Annotated in this window: 24 protein-coding genes; 11 read left to right on the top strand and 13 right to left on the bottom strand. The window is 38.1% G+C overall.

The window, feature by feature from the left end; all coding sequences use genetic code 11:
* Positions 1-10: 10 nt before the first annotated feature.
* From hisG to O2942_04760, 3 genes are read left to right on the top strand one after another with little or no spacing between them, the layout of a single operon-like run.
* Entirely contained in the window at positions 11-664 is a 654-nt protein-coding gene (gene hisG / locus O2942_04770) for an ATP phosphoribosyltransferase (protein MDA0781564.1), read from the top strand.
* Positions 657-1,964: a histidinol dehydrogenase gene (hisD, locus tag O2942_04765; protein ID MDA0781563.1), complete on the top strand. Its 1,308-nt coding sequence runs from the start codon at positions 657-659 to the stop codon at positions 1,962-1,964. Before hisG ends, hisD begins: the two co-directional genes overlap by 8 nt.
* Entirely contained in the window at positions 1,957-2,415 is a 459-nt protein-coding gene (locus O2942_04760; GenBank protein MDA0781562.1) for a UPF0262 family protein, read from the top strand. Before hisD ends, O2942_04760 begins: the two co-directional genes overlap by 8 nt.
* A gap of 174 nt (positions 2,416-2,589) precedes the next feature.
* Here the strand turns inward: O2942_04760 and lnt are convergent, their stop codons facing one another.
* From lnt to O2942_04740, 4 genes are all read right to left on the bottom strand, one after another.
* On the bottom strand, positions 2,590-4,122 hold the full coding sequence (gene lnt, locus O2942_04755; protein MDA0781561.1) for an apolipoprotein N-acyltransferase: 1,533 nt from the start codon (positions 4,120-4,122) through the stop codon (positions 2,590-2,592).
* Positions 4,123-4,198: 76 nt separating this feature from the next.
* Complete coding sequence (locus O2942_04750; GenBank protein MDA0781560.1) at positions 4,199-4,726, bottom strand: YfiR family protein; 528 nt, start codon at positions 4,724-4,726, stop codon at positions 4,199-4,201.
* On the bottom strand, positions 4,723-5,340 hold the full coding sequence (locus O2942_04745; protein MDA0781559.1) for a GNAT family N-acetyltransferase: 618 nt from the start codon (positions 5,338-5,340) through the stop codon (positions 4,723-4,725). The genes O2942_04750 and O2942_04745 overlap by 4 nt, the downstream gene beginning before the upstream one ends.
* Before the next feature lie 12 nt (positions 5,341-5,352).
* A complete protein-coding gene (locus O2942_04740; protein MDA0781558.1) occupies positions 5,353-7,266 on the bottom strand; it encodes a TonB-dependent receptor in 1,914 nt (637 codons plus the stop codon).
* Positions 7,267-7,402: 136 nt separating this feature from the next.
* Here O2942_04740 and O2942_04735 point away from each other — a divergent pair, with 136 nt between their 5' ends.
* Positions 7,403-8,923, top strand: a complete 1,521-nt coding sequence (locus O2942_04735; GenBank protein ID MDA0781557.1) for an ATP-binding protein — start codon at positions 7,403-7,405, stop codon at positions 8,921-8,923.
* 5 nt (positions 8,924-8,928) lie between these two features.
* Here O2942_04735 and O2942_04730 read toward each other — a convergent pair whose 3' ends face one another.
* Genes O2942_04730 through O2942_04720 form a run of 3 tightly spaced genes read right to left on the bottom strand, consistent with a single transcriptional unit; the run spans position 8,929 to position 11,114 of the window.
* Positions 8,929-9,918 (bottom strand): hypothetical protein, encoded by a 990-nt coding sequence (locus O2942_04730; protein ID MDA0781556.1) that lies wholly within the window; start codon positions 9,916-9,918, stop codon positions 8,929-8,931.
* Positions 9,919-9,965: 47 nt separating this feature from the next.
* A complete protein-coding gene (locus tag O2942_04725) occupies positions 9,966-10,451 on the bottom strand; it encodes a YajQ family cyclic di-GMP-binding protein (protein MDA0781555.1) in 486 nt (161 codons plus the stop codon).
* Positions 10,452-10,469: 18 nt separating this feature from the next.
* Positions 10,470-11,114: an outer membrane lipoprotein carrier protein LolA gene (locus O2942_04720; protein ID MDA0781554.1), complete on the bottom strand. Its 645-nt coding sequence runs from the start codon at positions 11,112-11,114 to the stop codon at positions 10,470-10,472.
* Positions 11,115-11,266: 152 nt separating this feature from the next.
* Between O2942_04720 and O2942_04715 the strand changes: the two genes are divergently transcribed.
* The 7 genes from O2942_04715 to gltX all read left to right on the top strand — a co-directional run bounded on the left by O2942_04715 (position 11,267) and on the right by gltX (position 17,445).
* A complete protein-coding gene (locus O2942_04715) occupies positions 11,267-11,833 on the top strand; it encodes a hypothetical protein (protein MDA0781553.1) in 567 nt (188 codons plus the stop codon).
* A gap of 215 nt (positions 11,834-12,048) precedes the next feature.
* Positions 12,049-13,347, top strand: coding sequence for a phosphopyruvate hydratase (eno, locus tag O2942_04710; GenBank protein MDA0781552.1), 1,299 nt, complete (start codon positions 12,049-12,051; stop codon positions 13,345-13,347).
* 74 nt (positions 13,348-13,421) lie between these two features.
* Positions 13,422-13,733, top strand: a complete 312-nt coding sequence (locus O2942_04705; protein MDA0781551.1) for a septum formation initiator family protein — start codon at positions 13,422-13,424, stop codon at positions 13,731-13,733.
* A gap of 305 nt (positions 13,734-14,038) precedes the next feature.
* Entirely contained in the window at positions 14,039-14,665 is a 627-nt protein-coding gene (locus tag O2942_04700; GenBank protein MDA0781550.1) for an exopolysaccharide biosynthesis protein, read from the top strand.
* Between the two features lie 132 nt (positions 14,666-14,797).
* On the top strand, positions 14,798-15,715 hold the full coding sequence (gene lpxC / locus O2942_04695) for a UDP-3-O-acyl-N-acetylglucosamine deacetylase (protein ID MDA0781549.1): 918 nt from the start codon (positions 14,798-14,800) through the stop codon (positions 15,713-15,715).
* A gap of 42 nt (positions 15,716-15,757) precedes the next feature.
* The gene (locus O2942_04690) at positions 15,758-15,949 is read left to right on the top strand and encodes a hypothetical protein (protein MDA0781548.1); all 192 of its coding nucleotides are present in this window, start codon (positions 15,758-15,760) and stop codon (positions 15,947-15,949) included.
* A gap of 107 nt (positions 15,950-16,056) precedes the next feature.
* Positions 16,057-17,445 (top strand): glutamate--tRNA ligase, encoded by a 1,389-nt coding sequence (gene gltX, locus O2942_04685; protein ID MDA0781547.1) that lies wholly within the window; start codon positions 16,057-16,059, stop codon positions 17,443-17,445.
* On the opposite strand, the gene O2942_04680 is transcribed toward gltX, so the two are convergent.
* From O2942_04680 to O2942_04655, 6 genes are read right to left on the bottom strand one after another with little or no spacing between them, the layout of a single operon-like run.
* Positions 17,442-18,341, bottom strand: a complete 900-nt coding sequence (locus O2942_04680) for a TIGR01777 family oxidoreductase (GenBank protein MDA0781546.1) — start codon at positions 18,339-18,341, stop codon at positions 17,442-17,444. The two genes, gltX and O2942_04680, sit on opposite strands and share 4 nt — an antisense overlap.
* Before the next feature lie 5 nt (positions 18,342-18,346).
* Positions 18,347-19,093: an SDR family NAD(P)-dependent oxidoreductase gene (locus O2942_04675; protein MDA0781545.1), complete on the bottom strand. Its 747-nt coding sequence runs from the start codon at positions 19,091-19,093 to the stop codon at positions 18,347-18,349.
* Position 19,094: 1 nt separating this feature from the next.
* Positions 19,095-19,583: a DUF3833 domain-containing protein gene (locus O2942_04670; GenBank protein MDA0781544.1), complete on the bottom strand. Its 489-nt coding sequence runs from the start codon at positions 19,581-19,583 to the stop codon at positions 19,095-19,097.
* A complete protein-coding gene (locus O2942_04665; GenBank protein MDA0781543.1) occupies positions 19,573-20,859 on the bottom strand; it encodes an MFS transporter in 1,287 nt (428 codons plus the stop codon). The genes O2942_04670 and O2942_04665 overlap by 11 nt, the downstream gene beginning before the upstream one ends.
* On the bottom strand, positions 20,859-21,377 hold the full coding sequence (locus tag O2942_04660; protein ID MDA0781542.1) for a chalcone isomerase family protein: 519 nt from the start codon (positions 21,375-21,377) through the stop codon (positions 20,859-20,861). Before O2942_04660 ends, O2942_04665 begins: the two co-directional genes overlap by 1 nt.
* Positions 21,370-22,530: a cyclopropane-fatty-acyl-phospholipid synthase gene (locus O2942_04655; protein MDA0781541.1), complete on the bottom strand. Its 1,161-nt coding sequence runs from the start codon at positions 22,528-22,530 to the stop codon at positions 21,370-21,372. Before O2942_04655 ends, O2942_04660 begins: the two co-directional genes overlap by 8 nt.
* Positions 22,531-22,541: the final 11 nt, after the last annotated feature.

Below are 22,541 nucleotides of genomic sequence, written 5' to 3'. Positions count from 1 at the left end.
TAAAAGTAAGATGACGGATAAATTAATTATTGCAGTCCCTAAAGGTCGCATTTTAGAAGAGCTGATGCCTTTGTTCGATAAAGCTGGAATAGTTCCGGAGAAGGAGTTTTTCGATTCAAATACAAGATTGCTGCGATTTACGACGAATAAAAGTAACTTTGATATTATCAGGGTAAGGAGCTTTGATGTTGTAACGTTCGTTGCATTTGGAGCGGCGGCTATCGGTGTTGCCGGAAGTGACGTTATAACCGAATTTGATAATAATGAGGTGTATTCATTACTGGATTTGGGTATAGGGAAGTGTCGCATGTCGGTTGCAGCTACAAAAGGTCTGGTAAAAGAAGAAGACCCTTCCAGATGGAGCCATATCCGTGTTGCTACTAAATATCCCAGAACCACTAAAGAATTTTTCGCTGAAAAAGGCGTTCAGACCGAATGTGTAAAATTAAACGGCGCAATGGAACTTGCCCCTAAATTGGGATTATGCCGCAGGATAGTTGACCTTGTTTCAACCGGTGCTACACTCAAGTCTAACGGTTTAGAGGAAGTTGAAAAAATAGCGGATATTTCCTCCCGTCTGATAGTAAACCGCACGGCGTTGAAAACTCTGGGCAGTGAGATAAATGAAATAGTTGACGGTTTTAAAGGAGCTATAAATGGTTAAGATAGCTAAAAGTACAGATGAGAATTTTATAAAATTCCTTGATGAGTTAATGGCATTTTCAAGTAAGGCTGAAATGCGTCCTGAAGTTGTTAATTCGGCTAAAAAGATATGTGATGAAGTAATGGCAGAAGGTGATGATGCCGTACTTAAATATACAAACATGTTTGATAATGTCAAAGCTGATTCGGTCGAGGAGTTAAAAGTTACCGAAACAGAGATACAGTTAGCATATAATGCCGTTTCAAGTAATGTAATAGATGCTCTGGAAACCGCAGCGGACAGGATAGAATCCTATCATAAAAAGCAGATGCCCAAAGATATTGACTATAAAGATGATATAGGGGTCAGGCTCGGTAATATATGGAAGCCTATAAAAAATGTCGGTATCTATGTTCCCGGAGGGCTAGCCAGTTATCCAAGTTCAGTTTTAATGAACGCAATTCCTGCAAAAGTTGCAGGCGTTGAAAATATTGTAATGGTCGTTCCTGCACCTCACGGAAAGTTAAGCCCGTCAGTTTTGGCAGCCGCAAAAATAGCCGGTATTCATCAGATATACAAAATCGGCGGAGCTCAGGCAATCGCTGCAATGGCAACGGGTACAAAGAGCGTTCCGAGGGTGGATATGATAGTAGGTCCGGGAAATGCTTATGTCGCTGCCGCTAAACGCTATTTTTCAGGCTATGTGGGTATTGATATGATAGCAGGGCCTTCAGAAATACTGGTAGTTGCCGACAACAAGAACAGCCCCGAATGGATAGCAAGTGACCTGTTATCACAGGCAGAACATGATGAAAACGCAAGAAGTATCTTAATAACTGACGATGAACAGTTCGCTTTTGAAGTGATGAAGTCGGTAGATAAGATATGCGTAGAGCTGGAACGTGCGGAAATAGCAGGTGCAAGCTGGTCGGAAAATGGTGCGGTCATAATAGTTGAAGACCTTGAAAAAGAAGTGGTTGACCTGATAGATTGGATAGCACCTGAGCATCTTGAGCTAGCCTTAGATGATAAATTCGCAAATTCTATCGTAAAAGATATCAAAAATGCAGGTGCGATATTTATAGGGCGTTTTACACCTGAGGCGATAGGGGATTATATGGCAGGTCCCAGCCATGTTCTGCCTACGGCGGGAACTGCAAGATTTTCATCGGGCTTGTCGGTTTATGACTTTTTGAAAAGAATTTCTCTTATCGGGTGCGACAAGGAAGCGTTCTTCAAGCTTGCAAAGCGTACTGCCTGCCTTGCTGATGAAGAGGGATTGACAGCCCACGCTCTGTCAATAAGGGCAAGGCATGACTGATAACAGGATTGAAAAAATCTCAATAGATTCAAAGTCTATAATCCGCAGTGAAAAAAACAGCCATCTTCGCCAAAGAGCTATTACAGATATACTTGAAGAAAACGAGTTCGAGTTGAAAGGACATTCGGGTCCTTATAATTTGTGCGTTGAAATAGTCAGCAACAAGTTTGTAATGAATATCAGTAACGGTGATAACAAACTTGAGAACCTGTCTTTTTCCCTTTCTCCGCTTCGATCGGTTATCAAGGACTATCACATTATCTGTGAAAGCTATTATGATGCCGTAAAAACTGCCGATCCAAGAAGGACGGAAGCTATAGATATGGGCAGGAGAGGGGTGCATAATGAAGGTTCGGAAATCCTTGAGGAGCTTTTGGACGAAAGGATATCTGTGGATTTTGAAACGTTAAGGAAGTTATTTTCGCTTATTTATGTATTGCAGATAAAGTAAATACTATAAATTTAGGCATTGCTAACCTATAGTAACTTGTTCAATTCCTATCCTAAAAGAGAAACGTCATTACCCGAATTGCCAAAGGCAATTATAGGGTAATCTCATAAGATCGCCCTATAGTTTTCTAAAGAAAACACAGGGTATGACGTAAATGAATTTTACAAGTTTCTATTAGTTAGCAATGCCCAAATTTTTTCTAAAATATACAAATCCGCACATAGCTAACATAATTAGCATAATAATATAATTCCCGAATTTAGTGTAAAGGGTAGGGGATTTTAAGGCGTGGGGTATTTTAGCGTCTAAAACGGCATCTTCACCATATTTAGTTTTTTCTAAGACTCTGCCGTAAGGGTCTATAACTCCCGATATTCCGTTATTTGCAGCCCTTATTAAAGGTATGCCGTGTTCAACTGACCTTACCCGTACCGTGTTAAAGTGTTGATATGGACCGGAGCTGTTGCCGTACCATGCATCGTTAGTAACGTTTATCATCATGTCGGGCGGGTTATTTTTATCAATTACGGCATTGGGGAATATAGCCTCATAACAAACAAGAGGGCTGAATGAAGGCATGCCCGGAACAGGCATGGTCTTTACTCCGTTTCCTTCGGTGAAGTCTTTTTGACCGGGAGTTATTTTTTCGATAGGAAGAACGGAACGCAACGGCACATATTCGCCAAACGGTACAAGGTGATGTTTATCATAAACCGATATTATAGTTCCGTTATGGTCAATTGTGTGAATTGAGTTATATATATTTCCTGTAAAACCAAGCTCGGAGCGTTCCGAACGTATTGAGCCTGTAATTAAGAATCCACCTGAAGGAGTTACGTTGCCTATAGCATCGGTAAGAAATGAATCTGCTTCCAGATAATAAGGAATTGCAGATTCAGGCCATAATACGTACTTTACCGCATAAAAAGGTTTTGAAACGGTCATTTTCAGATATTTATTTATTATACTACTCCTATAGTCCTCGTCCCATTTATTTTGCTGTTCGATATTGCCCTGAACTATCCTTATTTTCTGATGATAAAATGTATTTTCAGCATTCCACAGCCTTAATTGACCGAAGGCGAATGTAAGCAATAAAACGCTAAAGGCTATTATTACAGGTTTTTTGCCGCTTCGATTAATACAGTAGGGCATACAAAATGCCAAAACGGTAATAAAGCTCAAGCCGAATATACCTGTGATACCGGTTATTTGAAGCATGGAGTCGGACACCGTCCAGATATAACCGATTAAATTCCATGGAAATCCGGTGAAAGCTATTCCTCGTAACATTTCAAATGCCGTCCATATTACGGCAAATAAAATCACCCTTTGATAGCCCGTATATTTTAGTTTGTATGTTATTAAGGAAACTATGGCGGTATATATAGCCAGAACGGCAGGTATGCCGAACATTGCAAAAGGAATCATCCAGCCGAATTGTTCTATATCCACAAGAAGTGCAAACGATATCCAATACAGACCGACTACAAAAAAGCCCAGACCGTAGAACCAGCCAAGCCAAAATGATTGTTTTTTATTTGTACAAGATTCAATTTGATGCAAATGGGCTGTAAAACCGACTATCGCAGCAGGAATCATATAAACAGGAGGCAAAGACAAACCGCTAAGGCAACCGAATATGAACGAAAAAAAATATCGCCTCTTGCCTTCTAGCCTCCTTATTCGTTCAATATATTTCTGCACAATCATCACTATATTTTTTATAAAGGCATATTATATAGAGTTGTATTTAAATACAATTAGAAATACGAACGAACAGTTATTTGTCGATAATAGTAGAAACTGCAAGCAGGTCGCTATTTATTATTACTTTTGCTTTTTTTGCTGCTTTAACGTTTACTTTTATTTTTACCGTACCGTCTTTATGGGAAAGTTCGATTATTCCGCCATCTTCGGCGAAACCTTTTATGTCACTTACGGTAACTATGTTCTTTGATTCGACATTGTTTAATATGCTTGATAAGTTGTTCCTCTCGGACGCTGCTATATAAAGCAAATTACATTGATTCAGATCGGAGTTACTACCGGTTTCTATAAAATTATATGAAGTTTTTTTTTCTTCCTGAATCTCTTTTAGGAAGTGATAAGTCCTGTCCAGACCTCTGGTACATATAGTTTTATCTTGTTTTTCATGCTCACTATCCCACTTTATGTATGATATCAGGGTATGCACCCACAATGCCTTAACCCTACTCTCATCGGTCTGAGCATATGAGGACGCACTCCATAATAAGACCATGCCCGATACAAAAAGTACCGGACATTTTGAGAATAAGAACTTTATCATACCGTATCTTTTATTTGTAAATGTTCCTGATATTTGGTTGAGTGAGTATTTGTCAAGTCAGTAATGGACAAATACATTTTATTTCCTTCGTATGTAGGAAGTTCGGGAACATCTATTTCGGATTTTATTTCCAGATTGATTCCTACTTTTCTACATGCAATTTTGGACATTCTAGCCTGACATAAAGGGGCGCAGGCAAATACATACTTTACATTTAAAGAGCGTGCTTTTTCTCCGATCATGTGGTATAAAAAAGCCGAATACTCTCCTGTTCGGTATTCTTTTGACAACACAACTCTGGATAGCTCCGAGTATATGTTTGTTTCCAAATTAAAATCGGGAAACAATCTAACCATTTTAAAAGAATCGGTCTCTATCGGGAGTAAATTGCTACTACCGGGTAAGTGAAGAACTAGTCTTGCTCCTCCGACACATACATTATTTTTATGTATTACCAGAATATGTGCGTCATTATCGAATTCATCTTCTTCACCTGAAAAATTATCAAGCTCCCAATATTCTCGAAATACTTCTGTTCTTAATTGAAAGTAATCCTGCACTAATTCGTGTTTGTTGTTTTTATGAAAAAAAGAATATTTTACTTTTTTCTCCATTTTTTACCTCTTTTAAAAGTGGTAGTTTAATTTTACATAAACATTTCTACCGATATTAGCCTGATTACTATATGTAAATGCGGTGAACTCCTGATGCTTTGAATCTGTTAAATTTTGACCTGCTAGGGTTATTTCAAAATTTTCTTTTAATTTCCATTTTATGTTACTGTCCCATCTGTAGTATGAAGGAATTGCCCCATTCTGTATCTTATGGTTGTAATATAAATGATTGTTAAATTGTATGTTCTTTGGCAAGTTTATGTGTGAAGAAATACCGACCTGATGTTTAGGTGTATTTAAAGCAGAAGTTACCTGACTTGCCGATGCCGAATCAATATCCATATTTATGTTAGTGTAATTTGCTGCCAATATGATGTTTTTAGTAGCACTCCACTTTGCGGATACTTCGTAACCGATAGTCTTGCCGCTGTTGTTATTGCCTGCCTGAACCGTAAGAGCATTCAAAAATTCATTTGATGCTAAATTATCGTATGAATTATAAAAGCCCACAATATCAAATGAAAAATTCTTATGAAGTTTAGCCCTGTATCCGGTTTCATATGCTACAAGTTCTTCTGAGTCTGCCTGCTTGTTGCCGACAAAAGTTACAAAGCCTGAACCGGAGCCTGCCGCACGAAAATTAACATCTTCCATATTTCTATTTGCAACTCTGACGGCTCTTGATACCGACGCCCATAAAGTATGGTTTAAATTAGGAGTGTAAGATATCCTTGCACTCGGTTGATGCTCAAAGCCTGTGTAATTATTATGTTCAAACTTAGAGCCTACGGTTAGTGCCAGTTTTTCGTCTATTAAAGTTATCTTGTCCTGAATGAAGTAGCTATAAAGGTCATCGTTTCTTTGAGTAGGGGTGTAATTAAGGAAAGCCGTTCCGTCAATATCATCAGATACAAGCCTGTATCCTGCCCCTACAGTGATTTGATGCCCACCAAGCTTCTTTAAATTATACTGGATATCAAGGTCATAAGTTAATCTCTGCTGATTAAAATAATGAACATTTCTGTCTATATAATCTATATATGATTGTATAGTTGTGTTTGAACCGTTTGAAAATATCCTGTTCCATCTTGCAAGTACGTTGCCGCCTTTTACCTCTTCATCATCGGGTACGGTAGTTGAAAAAGGAGAGGTTAGCGTCGGTAAAACCAGATTATGATTTTCATTTCCCGAATACGCATCGCCTTGAATGGTGTATAAGTCGTTAGTTGACTTGTTGCCGTCTATACGGAATCCCGTACGCCACATATTCCACTCATCGTTGGAATCGGCTCCGCTTAAAGTCTCTGTTTCATTGTGTCTTGAAAACTTACCGTAAACTCTGTATTTCGTATTGCTACTTAATTCTCCGCCATATCTTGTCGATGCGATTTGTTCGTTATTGCCTGTAATCAGGTTAACGTAGCCTTTTTGAGTATTTACGGCTTCTTCCGTAATTATATTAATTACACCGTTTACCGCATTGGCTCCCCAAAGTGTTGCCCCCGGCCCCCTGATTATTTCAATTTGTTTGATGTCCTCTATTAATGTGTCCTGCACGTCCCAGTAAACACCTGAAAATAAAGGTGTATAAACACTTCTGCCGTCTATTAGTACAAGTAGCTTGTTTGAGAATTGTCCGTTAAACCCCCTTACCGATATTGCCCATTGTCCCGAACCTGCTTGTGCCACCTGAACGCCGGGTGCTAGACGTAGTATCTCGGGTATTGAGGTTAAACCCGACCTTTTTATATCTTCTTTAGTTATTACATGTATTGCTGCCGCTGCATCAAATGCCCTTTCTTCCACCTTGGAAACGGTGGTTACTTTCGTATTAAGCAACTCTTCCAACGGCGACAGATTATTTGCATTTGCCCAATTAAAACAAGTTATATAGAATGTACTAGCAACTAATAGTTTTATTTTCATGAGTAAAAATCATCATTTTGTTGTTGATTCGAAGATATTAAGTGATATTTCTTAATAAAGTGTTAACGAATACCAAATATAATTGCAAAAATTTAAAATTAGGAATTTTTGGAAGTAATCACTAAATTGTTAATATATGAAAAAAATAACCAGCCTGTTTACAGAAGCATCTTTGAAAAATAAATTAATGATGGTTACCATGTTCATTACTATGGTTACCCTAACGCTTATCTGTGCGTTATTTATTGTGTATGACACCCACAATGTAAAGAATAGCGTAGTAGAGGAGATAAACTTACTGGCGGATATAATAGCAAAAAGAACGGCTCCCGCACTTGAGTTTTTCGGTGATAGCGAGCAAGTGGAAAAAAACCTTTCGGATCTGGCTAATAAAGACGAGGTAGTTTTAGCTTGTGTCTATGATAATAAATTATCCGTAATTGCAAAATATACAAACTTTACGAATCTGCAATGTCCCGAAACACCTGATGTCAGTAAAGATATAGAATCAAAATATCTGTATGTGAACAGGCAGATAATTTCTATTTCTGAAAATGTTTTAGGTAGCATATATATTGTTGCCGACCTAAGAGAGGTAAGGGAGCATTTGTATTATGCGGTTATCGGTGCATTAGGGATTTGTGTAGTTATTTTTATTTTGGTTTATTTTATATCGTTAAAATCAAACAGGTTTATAGCAAGACCGATAGCCGAACTTGTCGTAGCTGCCAGCCGGATAGCAAATGAGAAAAACTATAATATCACTGCAAAGGTTATATATAATGATGAAATAGGTAATTTGGCAGGTGTATTTAACCGCATGGTGATGAAGGTGAGGGACTACAATAAAGATCTTGAGCAGTTAGTGGACGCTAGAACGGAGGAGTTGTCTAACTCACTTAAGGTTACTGAGCGTGCCTTAATGAAAGCTGAAAAAGCCGATAAGCATAAAAGTGAATGGATACGCAATATGAGCCATGAATTCAGGACTCCCGTACACGGGATATTGTCATTTGCTAAATTCGGTATAAATGATGCTAAGGACGAATCTGTTTCAAGGGACGAGTTATACAAGTATTTTGAAAGGATAGTACAAAGTACGGAAAGACTAAAATATCTGGTGAACGGTATTTTAGATATAGCCGCAACCGAATCGGGCAAGGTATCTTTGGCAAAAGAGCAAAATGATATTGTAGAAATTGCTAATAGCGTCGTAGAAGAATTGAGCGGTGTAATTAAAGATAGTAATCTCACTGTAAAAGTAGAAAAACCTGATTTTGAATGTTGTGCCAGAGTGGACAGACAAAAACTTTCGCAGGTTTTTACAAATTTAATCGGTAATGCTATAAAATTCAGTCCTGAAAAATCAAAAATATCTATAAGTTTTGAAAGGGCTGAAATAGCTAAAAGAAACGGTGGTAGCCTTGATGCATTACAGGTTAACGTTGCAGATCAGGGGTGCGGTATTCCCGAAGAAGAACTTCATGAGATATTTGCTCCTTTTAAACAATCTTCCGCTACTAACGATCAAAGCGGCGGTACGGGGCTAGGGCTTTCAATATGTAAAAATATGGTAAAGGCACATGGTGGCAAAATATGGGTTAAAAATAATTATCCTGATAAAGGAGCCACTTTTTCTTTCGTGATACCGTTTTAGCTTTATTAGCCGTCTTTTTTTAAGTTTAACTTGGGGTTTGTAGTAAGTAATTGCTTTTTACGGTTATTGCGTTCTTTTTGTTGTGATTCCTGTATTGATCTTACTACTTTTATACGCTCTTGCTCTTCTTTATGCTTTTTATCAAGCCGGATTGCAATCTGTCGTTCCTGTTCGGCCTGAAGTTCTGCTTGTCTTGCTCTCATGAACATTTGCTCCTGTTCTTTTTCTTCTTGTCTTTTTTGAGCTTGTTGTTCCTGTACTTCCTGTTGTGCCTTACTTCTTTCTATCTGCTCGGCTTGTTTTTCTTCTCTGACTTTTCTGCGTTCTTCGGATTCAATTTCATATTGTGCCTGTAGTTTTGTTTGCAAAGAGGCTATTTCTTTTTCTATTTTTTCTTGGCGTTCCTTGCGCTCTTTTACGCCGTCATCGTATTCTTTTTGGCGTTCGTCCTGAATTTGTTTCTCGACATTTTGCTTTTGTTCTTTGCGTTTTTGACGCTCTTCTTTTTCAATCTCGAAAATTATCTGTTGTTCGGCTTTTAGTCTTTGTAATTCTTTTTCAAATTGACGTTTTTCAGCCTTGCGGTCATTGCGGCGTTTTTTCTCGATGGCGTTGAGTTCGTGTTCTGCTTCTAATTCTTCGTAAAAAGCCAATTCATAATATTCATCGACTCTTTGTGTAAAGAACTCCAGTGCAATTTCTCTGGATTCTTCCGCATTGGCACTTTCTTCATCAAGCATTGCCTGCCTTACGGCGGATAGATTCTTTATTGAACTTCTAAGTTCATTAAGCATTTCCGGAATTTTAAAAAAGATTTTGGCTATTCTTAATTCAAACTCCTCGTCAGTAACCGAGTAATCTACGATTAAGTATAAAAAATCGCCTGCTTCTTTGGCAGGAAGCTTGGAGCCGACTGTTTTGTCGATTGAACTTAAAAAATTTAAAAAGTCGTTCCTTTGTTGTTCGGTAAATGCCAATATTATCCTCTTAAGCATTTGAATAAAGTTATGCTCAAGTGTAACATTAAACGGTTAAAAAAGTGTTAATCCCTAAAGTTGATAAATTGTAAAGGCAGGTCAAGCTTGCTTTCTTTTATCATTGAAATAACATTTTGCAAATCGTCACGTTTTTTACCGTCTACCCTTACTTCCTCTCCGCGTATTGATGCCTGAACCTTAATTTTGCTGTTCTTTATTTCTTTTACTATCAATTTTGCAGTGTCAGAGTCAATGCCTTGTTTTACCGTTATTTTTTGGCGTACAGAGTTCCCCGATGCCATTTCCGGTTTGCCGAAATCAAGAGATTTTGCGTCAATTTTACGTTTGGTAAAATGTCCTTTGAGCATAAGCTGTATCTGATCTAGCTTATAGTCATCGTCAGCTTTGACGGTAATCTCGTTATCATCAAGTTCTAAAGTACAATTACTGCCTTTGAAGTCGAACCTTTGTGCCACTTCCCTTAGAACGGAATTGACCGCATTGTCAACTTCCTGAATATCTACTTTAGAAACAATATCAAAGCTTGGCATAGCTATACTCCTGTTATGTTATTTTTTAACTTTTGGAAGGGAAAATAATTTTGTAGAAATAGGCTTGTCATAAACAAGAGTTATAAAATCAATCGTAGTAGTTTTCCCTATTGCATCGGTTACGGTCATGCCTAAAAGTTTGGCAGTTTCATCTGAAAATCTAAGGGTTAAATTACCTTCTTCCTCTTTTTGTTTTTGGCTGATGGTAATCTCTATTTTTCCGTTTTCTTTTGTAAATTTTAATATTGAGATATCGTTACTGCCGAAGCTTATATTCTCTCTTGTTAAAAATCCGGAAAGACCGTCATCAAGGCTTATATGGCTTATCTGATTTAACTCCGAGTCATAGTAGGTAAGTAACGAACCTTTGGCTATAATAAGGATTGGGGTGGGAGGGTTATATTCCCATCTTAATTTACCCGGTCTTGAAAGATAAAAAGTGCCGTCTGCGTTGCCGTCATCAGATGAAGTCTGGGTAAAAGGTGCAACTAAAGTTTTAATGGCATTGAGGTAATTTTCAATTCGTTCAATATCATTTTGGTATGTGGCTAAATCTTGCGGGCTAACGGCTTGGGAATGGTTTTCTTCAGCACTTACCCTCCCCGAAACCAGCAAAAGAGTCAGAACAAATATTTTAGTATAAACGGATATTTTTTTAATCATGTGTTAAAATATAGCAATGTTTTTGAAAAAATCTATAAAATCATGGTTTGTATATCCGATTATATGGGATTAACCGGAATTTAATATTTCATTTTGTGCTGTTTTGGTGTATAGTGTCCGCTCTTTTTATGAAATTTGTCGGGAGCTTTGAATTGGAAATTAAAAAAATAACAGTAATAGGCTGTCTGTTTTTTTTATTATCATCATGTACCTGCGGTGTGCCGTTAAGGGTTACTGCAATTCAAAGAAGTGACAAAAAACTTGCCTGTAAAGATATTATACTTGAGATTAATGAGGCCGAACACTACAGAAATGCAGCCGCACAAGAGCAGGCTATAGGTTTGGGTGAGTCTTTAATGCCCCTTTGCTGGGTGAGTGGTTTTGTAGATGGCGAAGAAGCTATAAAAAAAGCCAATGCCCGTATAGAATATCTGGGGCATATTTATGACCTTATGGATTGCGGCGGTAAGGGGCAGAAACAACCTTTGCCTCAAACTCCTGCTCCTAAGCCGATTATTGTTCCTGTGCCTCAGCCTCCCGCACCTAGACCTCAGCCTCAGCCGGAACCTATAAACGTTCCAGAGCCGAAGCCTAGTCATTACAGGTTAATGAAAAATTTAGGACCAAATGAAATGCATGAGCATATGGATAAGGACGGCAAGTTATATATCCACTCGCATAAACACTCCGGTCCTCACAGGCATCTGGAAGATCAGTAAGGATTGTTGCGTAGTTTTGGCATAAATGCCTTGCTAACAATGAACTTATATATTAAAAAATAGCCCTGATAGTTTAACTATAGTACGGTTCGGACTCATTCACGCTTTGTTAATCATCGGCTAATTTGGTTTTTTACAAATTGCCTTATTTACTAGTGTAAAAGAAAGTGCCTTATTATTAATGTTGTAAAGTGTAAATAAAAGCAGGGTTTAAAATGGTAACAGTCTCTCAGATTCAGGCACGTGAAATTATTGATAGTCGAGGTAATCCGACGGTGGAAGTTGATGTTGTGTTGGAAGACGGTGCTTTTGGTCGTGCGGGAGTTCCCTCGGGTGCTTCAACAGGCTCGTTAGAGGCTTGGGAATTGCGTGACGGTGACAAAGATCGTTATAACGGAAAAGGTGTTTTGAGAGCCGTTAATGCAGTAAATACCGAAATATCCGATGTGGTTGTCGGAATGGACGCATACGATCAAGCTGCTATTGATAAGGCTATGATAGAGCTTGACGGAACCAAAAATAAGCAAAGGCTGGGGGCTAATGCGATTTTAGGAGTTTCGCTTGCCGTTGCAAGGGCTGCCGCCGATAGTATGAACATTCCTCTTGCCGAGTATCTGGGCGGAGAAGAAGCCGTTGTAATGCCCGTTCCGATGATGAATATAATAAATGGCGGGGAACATGCGAATAACCCTATTGATATACAGGAATTCATGATAATGCCTGTGTCGGCTAAAAGCATAAGTGATGCGATACGTATCGGCTCTGAAATATTCCATAAATTAAAGAAAAACCTAGATAGAGACGGTTATAGTACGAGCGTTGGTGACGAGGGAGGATTTGCCCCTGATTTGGCTAGTTCTGATGAGGCGTTAAGCTATATTATCAAGGCTATTGAAGATGCCGGTTATCAACCTATGCATGATGTGGCTATAGCTTTAGATGCGGCTTCAACCGAGTTTTATAAAGACGGTGTATATAACCTGAAAGGCGAGGGGAAAAAGCTTAATTCAGATGAACTTATAAAATATTATGAGTCATTAATATTAAAATACCCTATCGTTTCTATAGAAGATGCTATGGCGGAAGATGACTATGAAGGGTGGAGAAAAATTACAAAAGAATTAGGGGATAAGGTGCAGCTTGTAGGCGATGACCTTTTTGTTACAAACCCTGAGATACTAAAAAAAGGAATCAAAGACGGACTGGCAAATGCAATTTTGATAAAAGTTAATCAAATAGGTACGTTATCCGAAACTCTTGAGGCTATTTCTATTGCACAGGAAGCCGGATATAATGCTATAGTTTCACACAGGTCGGGTGAAACCGAGGACTCAACCATAGCACATATAGCCGTTGCAACTAACGCAGGTCAGATAAAAACCGGCTCTTTGTCACGCTCGGACAGGCTGGCAAAATATAATGAGCTAATCAGGATAGAAGAATATCTGGACAATGAGGCTGTGTATCCTGGTAAAAGAGTTTTGAAAACTGCGAAACTGAGAATTGCGGGCTAATTAGTTCCTTGATTTTTGCAGCAATCTGCCATAATATTAATAGCTATAAATAACAAATAAACGGAAAGCAAAGTATGCATTCTTCTTCCTCTTCAGGTGTAAGCTTGATAGGGTCTATAGGGACTCTCTTACTGATGTTGGTATTCGGATACTTCTTTTATCACGTAATAAGCGGTGAGAGCGGTCTTTTGTCTATGATAGATATTCAAAAGAAGGTTGCCGAAGCAAAAACCGAGCTTGATTATGTGAGTGCTGAAAAATTAAGGCTTGAAAACAGAGTTGCCCTGCTAAGAGATGAGTCGGTTGACCCCGACCTGTTGGACGAACAGGCTAGGCGGTTGCTCGGATATGTGGCGGAAGATGAAACCATGTATGTTGATAAGTAGTTGTTTTTTTAATCTTTAGCTTGTCTTGCGTTCGTTGTAATAGTTTTTATGCCGTGTGTTGTTCCCTTGATTTTTTCTAAAAAACGGCAAAATACTTCATAAGAAGGAATTAAGTAAATTTATTATTTTTACTTTATATTTTCAGTGATAACATTAATAGGATTGCTTGATTGTGCTAAAGATATAATAACTATGTTTTATTTTAAAATTTTATATTATTTTTATTTTTGAGGATTATTTTTTGTAGCTGTGCTTATGCAAACATGTTACAATCTATTCTGACAAGGTAATAATAATACATATAAATGAGTAAAAAAGACAGGCTGGCATCTGATGTTTTAGAAGGTGTGGTTAGGGATAACCGCAACGATAGAATATCATTACATGAAATAAAAACTGCTTTGCATGAAAGAGGGTTCGGGATTTTAATGGTGTTTTTTGCCCTTCCGTTATGCGTTCCTGCATTGCCGCCCGGTCTTACTGCCGTTCCGGCAATTCCGTTGATAGTTTTTTCAATACAAATGATAAGGGGAATGGATTCACCTTGGATGCCTAAAAAAATAGGTGCAAAAACAATAAAGCGTGAAACTGTGGCACTAATCGTTGAAAAAGCGGCTCCATACTTGAGAAAAGCCGAGAGGGTCTTGCGACCGAGATTTTCGTTTGCCTCATCGCCCGAGGGTGAAAAAGTGATAGGATTTTTTGCACTTTTTTTTGCCATTTCTATATTGATACCTCTGCCATTTACAAATCTTATACCCGCTGTAGGAATTCTTTTTATGTCGCTGGGATTATTAAGTAAGGACGGAATATTTATAATATTGGGTATGGTGACCGGAACGGTAGGAATTACCATAACTACTTTAATAATTTTCTTCGGAAAAAAGTTCGTAATGGAAATTTTTAATGCCGTTAGTCCCGTTGCCGGCTGAGCAATATTTAATCCTGTAACAATTAGTAATAAAGAGTGATTTGTAGATACAAAGGCATATTGCTATGTTGTAATTGAGGTTACGTGTCATTTGCAGGAAGCAAAGCACATTAAAATAAAGGAAATAACAATTATGTTCAGTTATCAGAAAACATTAGCAAATAAGGTAAGCTGCGTCGGTGTGGGTTTGCATTCGGGAGTGAAAACAGGCTTAGTATTAAATCCTGCCTCCGAAGATACGGGTATCGTGTTCATACGTACTGATGTTAAAGACAAGGATAATGTTGTTGAAGCATCTTATAAAAATGTTTCAAATACCATGCTTGGCACTACATTATGCAATAAAGACGGAGTAAGGGTTGCTACCGTAGAGCATTTAATGGCGGCTTTGTGGGGCTGTGGTATTGATAACTGTGTTATTGAGATAGACGCTCCGGAAGTGCCTATCATGGACGGTAGTTCTGAGCCTTTCGTTTTCCTTGTTGATTGTGCCGGTGTTAAAGAGCAAAATAAAACACGTAAGGTAATTGAAGTTCTAAAAGAAATAAGAGTGACTGAAAGCGATAAGGCAGATAGCGGATATATATCTATCGCTCCTGCGGAAGGCTTTTCTGTCGGTCTGGAAATAGATTTCGGTGATAAAGTGATATCAAATCAAAAAGCTATTTTTGACTCACGTGATGTTACTTTTAAAGGTGAGTTATGTCGTGCGCGTACTTTCTGTTTTGAACAGGAAGTTGACCTTATGAGGAAAAACGGTCTTGCAAGAGGCGGCTCTTTAGATAACGCTATAGTTGTAAACGATGGTGGTGTTATCAATAAAGAAGGTCTGCGTTACTCAAATGAATTTGTCCGCCATAAAGTGCTGGATTGTATCGGTGATATATATCTAGCCGGAGCTTATTTGAAAGGGCATCTTTCAGGATTTAAATCGGGACACGGGCTTAATAATAAGTTGTTGCATGAATTCTTCGCTGATGAAGATGCATGGCGTGTTGTTCAGCTGCCTGAAGGTGAAAGTGCTTCAATGTTGCAACATAAGTTGAATTAGTATAAGTTTGGATTGTTCTTATAATTTTGATTATATATTAAAATGCAATCTGATGCCGATAATCAGTATATAATTGAGTTTGTTAGGGTAGGGGACTCTGTTAAAGTCAGTGCTATTGACCCCAAGACCGGCACAGAGACATGTATAGTGGCTCCCGTTAAAGGCGTGACCCAAAAACAAATGCAAGATCTTGCAATTCAAAAGCTTGAATACGTTCTTCGGAAGAAAGGTTGAATTTAAACACCATGTTTATTAACACTTTCGTAAATCCTAACAGTTTACTTTTTAAAGTCTTTGATGTAATAATCTACAGCGAATTTAATTAATTGATATTACATAAAATGACAGTTGTAACCCGTTTTGCTCCCTCTCCCACAGGTTTTTTACATATAGGAGGTGCCAGAACCGCTTTGTTTAATTGGCTTTACGCTAAAAATAAAGGCGGTAAATTCCTTCTGAGAATAGAAGATACGGATCGTAAGCGTTCCACTGATGAAGCCGTAAACGCTATTTTAGACGGCATGAAGTGGCTTGGGCTTAACTGGGACGATGAATTTTATCAATTCTCAAGGGTGGAAAGGCACAAAGAAGTTGCTTTGGAGCTGGTATCGAAAAAAAAAGCGTATAAGTGCTATTGCACAAAAGAAGAACTAGATGCAAAGCGTGAGCAGGCAATGGCGGAAAAACGCAGTCCTAAATATGACGGGACTTGCCGTCATAGGGCGGATATCCCCAATGATATTGAGCCTGCAATAAGGCTGAAAGCTCCGCAGGAGGGTGAAACGGCAATAGAAGATGTTGTGCAGGGGCGTGTGGTAGTACAAAATTCAGAACAAGATGATATGATAATCTTGCGTTCTGACGGAACGCCTACATACATGCTGGCAGTGGTTGTCGATGATCATGATATGGAAGTTACCCATGTTATAAGGGGAGATGACCATTTAACGAATGCAACAAGACAGCAATTGATATATGATGCTTTAGATTGGAAAAGCCCTGTTTATGCACATATACCGCTCATTCACGGAGCTGATGGAGCAAAAATGTCCAAACGACACGGAGCATTAGGAGTTGAGGCTTATAGGGATATGGGATATCTGCCTGAGGCTATATGTAATTATTTGCTAAGGCTTGGGTGGAGTCATGGCGATGATGAGATAATTTCTACCGAGCAGGCAATAAATTGGTTCAATTTGGAATCATTGGGCAAGTCACCTTCAAGGTTTGATTTTGTAAAACTTGATAATTTGAACTCACATTATATTTCAAAAGCCGATGATGAGCGTCTTGTCGGGCTGATTACCCCATTGTTAGAAAAAAGAATTGGAAAGCCGATTGATGATTTATCTAAAAAGTGGCTAACTAAAGGTATGACCTCTTTAAAGCAAAGAGTTAAAAATCTAAATGAGCTGACTGATTTGTCATTGTTTTATGCTTTTGGTGTTCCTTCGGAATTTACGCCGCAAGCACAAAAAGCTTTATCCGGCGATGCCACGCAAGTGTTACGTGATTTGTTGATTAGCTTTGAGGAGCTTGAAAGTTGGGAGGCTGTGAGTATTGAAAGTTTTATAAGAAAGTTCGCTGAAGACAAGCAATTGGGGCTAGGCAAAATAATGATGCCGCTGCGTGCTGCGATTACAGGCTCTCATGTATCTCCCGATATGTTTGAGGTTGTTGAGATATTGGGAAAAAGCGAGGTAAATAAAAGGGTTGCAGCGGTTGTTTAAAGTTGTTTGCGGTTTTCCAGAATTTGCGACAAGGCTTCCTCAACCGTATTAAAATTAAACCTGAAATCTTCGTCCAACAGTTTTTTAGGTATAACATACTGTCCTTGTAAAAGTAATGTTTCACCCATTTCGCCATAAATCAGTTTAATTAAAACTGCCGGTATAAATAAGAATGTCGGAAGATGAAGAGTATCATTCATGGCAGTGGTGAATTGTTCATTAGTTACAGGATTAGGTGCGGTAACATTGTAAATTCCCGAACAGCTATCATGTTTAATAAAGAAGTTAAATGCTCTTACTACATCATGTAAATGTACCCATGATAAATACTGGTTACCGTCTCCTAGTTTTTTGCCAAGACCGCTTTTAAAAGAGGGAAGCACTTTTTCAATCATACCTCCACCGATACCAAAAACCACACCTAGCCTTGCTATGCAAACTCTTACACCGTAATTTTTAGCTTTTAAAGCTTCGTCTTCCCATGTTTTACATAGTTCATGAGTGAAATTTGTAACAGGTGCTGATTTTTCCACTAATCTCTCACCGCCCTGACAGCCGTAGTAACCGATGGCTGATGCACTGATTAGTAATTTCGGTTTTGTTTTTAATCTTTCTATAAGTGATATGACGTTACCGGTGATGTCAACCCTGCTTGAAATTAGCTCGTTTTTATATTCTGTCGTCCAACGTTTATCAATCGGAGCGCCTGCCAGATTTATTATAACGTCGATTTTATCGCCTTTTTTTATTTCGTCAATTTCACTTATTACTTTGGCATATAAAGGTGCTTTATCCTTACTTCTTGTAAGGATAATTACCTCATGTTCTTTTGCGGTCAAAAATTTAGTACAGGCTTTACCAATGAAACCAGTACCACCCGTAATCAATATCCGCATTATATTTACCTAAATTTTTTAGTTACATAGAATTTAATCGTGTAAGGTAACATAGATACTATTTTTAACAGAAATGTAAATGTTTTTGGAAAATGTATTTCGAATTTATTTTTATTTAGACCGTGTATGATAAACTTAGCAGCTTCTTGAGGATTGATAATCATCGGCATCTTGAACTTATTTTTAGCCGTCATAGGAGTTTTTACAAAGCCGGGGCTAATGAGTTTTACATCTATGTATTTTGGGGACTCCAGATAAAGGCTTTCGGCAAAGTTTATTATAGCTGCTTTTGTGGCACTATATGGCTGTCCGTTGGCAAGACCCGTATAGCCTGCTACCGAGCCGCATATGGCAATCTGCCCGAACTTTTGTTTGTTAAATATTTTTAAAGCCTCATTTGTTATATAAAAAACACTTTTGAGGTTTACATCTACCAGATCGGACATAAACTTCAAGTCCATATTCTCAATTGAATCGGGCTTATATAGGGCAGGCAGGAATATTACCCTGTCAACGCTATCATGGTTTTTGATAATATGCTTGCTAACTTTCTTTACATCTGAATGATTTGAGACATCAAGTGCTTCAACGCTATGTTTGTTATTTAACTGCTTGTTCAGCTCATTTAGTTTGTCCTTATCACGGGCAGTTAATATAAGTTTTGCTCCAAGGGCATCAAGCTGTGTGGCAAGTTCTTTACCGATACCGCTACTTGCACCTATTATCCATATATTTTGGTTGTCAAAAGGCATGCTAATCCTGTTTTTGCATGAATAAAGTAAGTTCCGCTACTACTATACCGAATTTCTTTATATAAGAGCGATTAATCAATATACCGTCATTCATAAGCCACATCCAGTCATCAAGTTTTACCCTGTAAGTTTTTCCGTCTACAGGTATATCCATCGTGTATGACCAATTTACGGCACTACCTTCGGATTTTCCATTCGCTTCGCCTATTATGTCGCCTGCCTTTCCGGTATAAGTTCCGTTTTCATTTTTAGTAAGTGTCCAGATTCTTTGCTGGGTTTTTCCGTCATAATAGCGGAAATCTTCTGTTAATGTTCCCTTGTTCCCGTCCCACTTTCCTACCATATCAACGTCAAACCGTGTAGTTACCTCACCGCTGCGTTTCTGCACCAGCCCCCATGCTTTAATATTGCCGCTAAAGTATTCTTTTATATCGGCTTTGGGTTCAGTGTCCTTATATACATCAAGTTTGTTTCCGCAACTATTTAACATTATTAAAGCTCCTATGATAATCAGTTTTTGTAGCATTTGTCATTCTCCTAAGTAGTAATATTGAAAATATTTTTATCACACACGGAATAGCACCATAAATGATACTTAATACCGTAAGTGCATGTTCAGAGTTTACTTTTGCAGGTGCAAAGCCCTGACTTTCCAATAATGGCAATGATATTGCCGCAGCCAGTGCGAAAGATAATTTGGCTAAAAAAGCAAGTATGCCGTAATAAAAAGATGAATGCTTACTATCTTTTTTATTGTCGGTATAATCGGCAAGAATCGAATGTGGCAAAACAAGATCTGCCCCGAAAGCTATGCCCGATAGCAGGCATATAATTAAATACTGCCAGAAACTTCCTTGGTTTAAAAATGTTGCCCAAAAGAACACTATAATTGCCAGCAACATAGAGTATAGCCATGCAATGTTTTTCGATTTTTTTATGCTTAATTTTTTCCATAAAGGTATGCCTATCGCACCTGCTGCAAAATATGTAAGCAGGAATAATCCCGTATAATTTTCTAAATCCAACCTGTCCCTTATAAAAAATAATACTAAAACGGCAGGAATCGATGATGCAAGCATACTCAAGGCGTAAACTATATAAAACTGTTTGATTTTATTGGGAATTGTAGGTAGCGAAGTTACGTTTAATTTTGTTGGCGATATACTTTTTAGTATAATTTTATCACTTAAAGAAAAAAATACGGGCAAAGTGAGGGCTATTAACATAAGAAGTGTTAATCCCATAATAAAGAACGCGGATACCTTGCCCATTTGCATTTGTAATATTGAAGGAAGTGTTATCGCAATTAATAAACCGATGATGCCGAATATTTCCCTATATGCGGCTATAGTAGTTTTTTGTTCGCTATTACGGCTCCACATTGCACCTATCGAGTTAAGGTTTATAGTTAAAATGCTAAATGCCGTAGTAGATATAAATATCATTAATATGAACCATATTAAATAATGGCTTGTTATGGGGCTAAACAGCATGAAAAAACTTATACCAAGTATTATCAGTGATAAGGGCATGAAAATCGTTCGTTTGTGAATGTTCCTATCACTTAAATAACCTATGATAGAGTCTTGTATTCCATCTATAAAACGCAATGCCAGTAAGGCTAGTCCAAGTGTGCCTAATGACATGCCGTACTGTGTTGCATAATAGTCGGGGGCGTTTACATAAATGGAGATACCCGCAAAAGATAGGGGAGCGGCAAGGCTGCCATATGATACAAGCTCTTTTGCGGATATTTGTTCACGCATCAGCGTATTCCCAGAAGTTTTGAGCGAAGTTCAGGCTCGCTTGTTTTTTTACTAAGCCATATACCGAAAAACCATTTTCCGAACTCCTTATCACTTATCTCACCTATTTTTTTACCGTCCATATAAAATATAGTATTTTCACCCGGTATATATATTCCCGTAATATAATTACCGTTATCGACATTCGGGAATATACTACGCATTTGCGAAAACCAGCCTGCCAGAGTTACTTCATCATTAAAACCTATTTTACGCATTTCTTCGGCAGACCTTTCTGCTATTTTTTCGCCCTCTAATTTTCTTTTATAGTCGAGCTTGAGGGCGAATGTTTTGTCAAAAGAGAACTTCCCGTCGGTTGAGTATAAGCTCGCATCATAAACATGCCAGAACATAACCTTGAATTTTGAGCTGCCTATTATTTTTGGAGATTGGATATGTTTTTCCAGATAATTTTCAGCAAAGCTTGTCTGACAAAAACTAAATAATATAATTGATGAAATGATAAAATATCTAAGCATGGCTTAACTCTGCCTGAACTACGTTTGTTCTGCCTGCCGTAAAGCTTGCAGTGCAGGCACATAAATAAAAACGCCATAGCCTTATGAACTTTTCGTCAAAGCCGATTTTTCTGATTTTCGGCAGATTGCTTTCAAATGACTTTGACCAGTGCTTTAGTGTTTTCGCGTAATCCTGACCGAAGCTGTGTATGTGTTTTACGTTTAAGTCTTCTTTTGCCGCTTCTTGTTTAAAGCGTGTTACCGAAGGTAACATACCGCCGGGGAAAATAAAACTTCTTACCATATCACCGGTTTTTCTGTATCGTTCAAAATACTGCTCGTCAATAGTTATAGTCTGTATTACGGCTTTTCCTTTCTGACTTAGTAATGATTTCATTTTACTGAAATATGTTGTCCAGAATTTTTCCCCTACAGCTTCAAACATTTCAATTGATACGATATTATCGTATCTTCCTTCTAGTTTACGATAATCTTCTAAAACTATGTCGGCATTATTTTTTAGCCTTTCTTTTGCGTAGTGATATTGTTGATTTGATATTGTTATTCCCTTTAATGCGAAATCACCTTTTTCAACAGCCCTATCGGCAAAGCCACCCCACCCGCAGCCTACTTCAAGAAGGCTTCCGGAATTTGTGTCTAAGCTATTTATTATTCTATCATATTTGTTGTGTTGTGCCTGAACTAAAGGCTCGTTTTCATCTTTGAATATGGCTGCCGAATAAGACATTGTAGGGTCTAGCCACAAGGAATAAAAATCATTTCCCAAATCGTAATGTGCCTGAATGTTCCTACGGCTGCCTTTTAGGGTGTTTGAACGCATGTAATAAAGCAATTGTGCCATTATGCCTGAAAACTTGCCTCCATATAGGTAACTTTCCATTATTTGGGCATTTTGCAAGGCTACTGTTAAGAGATTTTCGAGGTTGTCCGAGTCAAACAAGCCGTCACGGTAGCTCTCGGCAAACCCTATATCACCTTTCGCCAAAAGGTTGGTTATTGCCCTGTAATCATGAATTTTTAAATCGGCATGGGTTGCGGAATTTTTACCTGCAAAATAATATTTTTTCCCATCGGGAGTAGTTACCCCGACAGAGCCGTATTGAATTTTCTCAAGCTGTTGAAGAAATTTATTAATAACCTGTTTTTCTAGCATTATTATAGTCC

This window comes from Pseudomonadota bacterium, assembly GCA_027620075.1.
Lineage (GTDB): Bacteria > Pseudomonadota > Alphaproteobacteria > Rickettsiales > UBA6187 > 1-14-0-20-39-49.
The sequence above is the reverse complement of the archived record's forward strand: the minus strand, read 5'-3'. Positions and strand labels throughout refer to the sequence as shown.

Coding starts and splice junctions, on each gene's coding strand:
- hisG (MDA0781564.1), top strand. CDS start 11: ATGACGGATAAATTAATTATTGCAGTCCCTAAAGGTCGCATTTTAGAA.
- hisD (MDA0781563.1), top strand. CDS start 657: ATGGTTAAGATAGCTAAAAGTACAGATGAGAATTTTATAAAATTCCTT.
- O2942_04760 (MDA0781562.1), top strand. CDS start 1,957: ATGACTGATAACAGGATTGAAAAAATCTCAATAGATTCAAAGTCTATA.
- O2942_04750 (MDA0781560.1), bottom strand. CDS start 4,726: ATGATAAAGTTCTTATTCTCAAAATGTCCGGTACTTTTTGTATCGGGC.
- O2942_04745 (MDA0781559.1), bottom strand. CDS start 5,340: ATGGAGAAAAAAGTAAAATATTCTTTTTTTCATAAAAACAACAAACAC.
- O2942_04740 (MDA0781558.1), bottom strand. CDS start 7,266: ATGAAAATAAAACTATTAGTTGCTAGTACATTCTATATAACTTGTTTT.
- O2942_04735 (MDA0781557.1), top strand. CDS start 7,403: ATGAAAAAAATAACCAGCCTGTTTACAGAAGCATCTTTGAAAAATAAA.
- O2942_04730 (MDA0781556.1), bottom strand. CDS start 9,918: ATGCTTAAGAGGATAATATTGGCATTTACCGAACAACAAAGGAACGAC.
- O2942_04725 (MDA0781555.1), bottom strand. CDS start 10,451: ATGCCAAGCTTTGATATTGTTTCTAAAGTAGATATTCAGGAAGTTGAC.
- O2942_04720 (MDA0781554.1), bottom strand. CDS start 11,114: ATGATTAAAAAAATATCCGTTTATACTAAAATATTTGTTCTGACTCTT.
- eno (MDA0781552.1), top strand. CDS start 12,049: ATGGTAACAGTCTCTCAGATTCAGGCACGTGAAATTATTGATAGTCGA.
- O2942_04705 (MDA0781551.1), top strand. CDS start 13,422: ATGCATTCTTCTTCCTCTTCAGGTGTAAGCTTGATAGGGTCTATAGGG.
- O2942_04700 (MDA0781550.1), top strand. CDS start 14,039: ATGAGTAAAAAAGACAGGCTGGCATCTGATGTTTTAGAAGGTGTGGTT.
- lpxC (MDA0781549.1), top strand. CDS start 14,798: ATGTTCAGTTATCAGAAAACATTAGCAAATAAGGTAAGCTGCGTCGGT.
- O2942_04690 (MDA0781548.1), top strand. CDS start 15,758: ATGCAATCTGATGCCGATAATCAGTATATAATTGAGTTTGTTAGGGTA.
- gltX (MDA0781547.1), top strand. CDS start 16,057: ATGACAGTTGTAACCCGTTTTGCTCCCTCTCCCACAGGTTTTTTACAT.
- O2942_04680 (MDA0781546.1), bottom strand. CDS start 18,341: ATGCGGATATTGATTACGGGTGGTACTGGTTTCATTGGTAAAGCCTGT.
- O2942_04675 (MDA0781545.1), bottom strand. CDS start 19,093: ATGCCTTTTGACAACCAAAATATATGGATAATAGGTGCAAGTAGCGGT.
- O2942_04670 (MDA0781544.1), bottom strand. CDS start 19,583: ATGTTAAATAGTTGCGGAAACAAACTTGATGTATATAAGGACACTGAA.
- O2942_04665 (MDA0781543.1), bottom strand. CDS start 20,859: ATGCGTGAACAAATATCCGCAAAAGAGCTTGTATCATATGGCAGCCTT.
- O2942_04660 (MDA0781542.1), bottom strand. CDS start 21,377: ATGCTTAGATATTTTATCATTTCATCAATTATATTATTTAGTTTTTGT.
- O2942_04655 (MDA0781541.1), bottom strand. CDS start 22,530: ATGCTAGAAAAACAGGTTATTAATAAATTTCTTCAACAGCTTGAGAAA.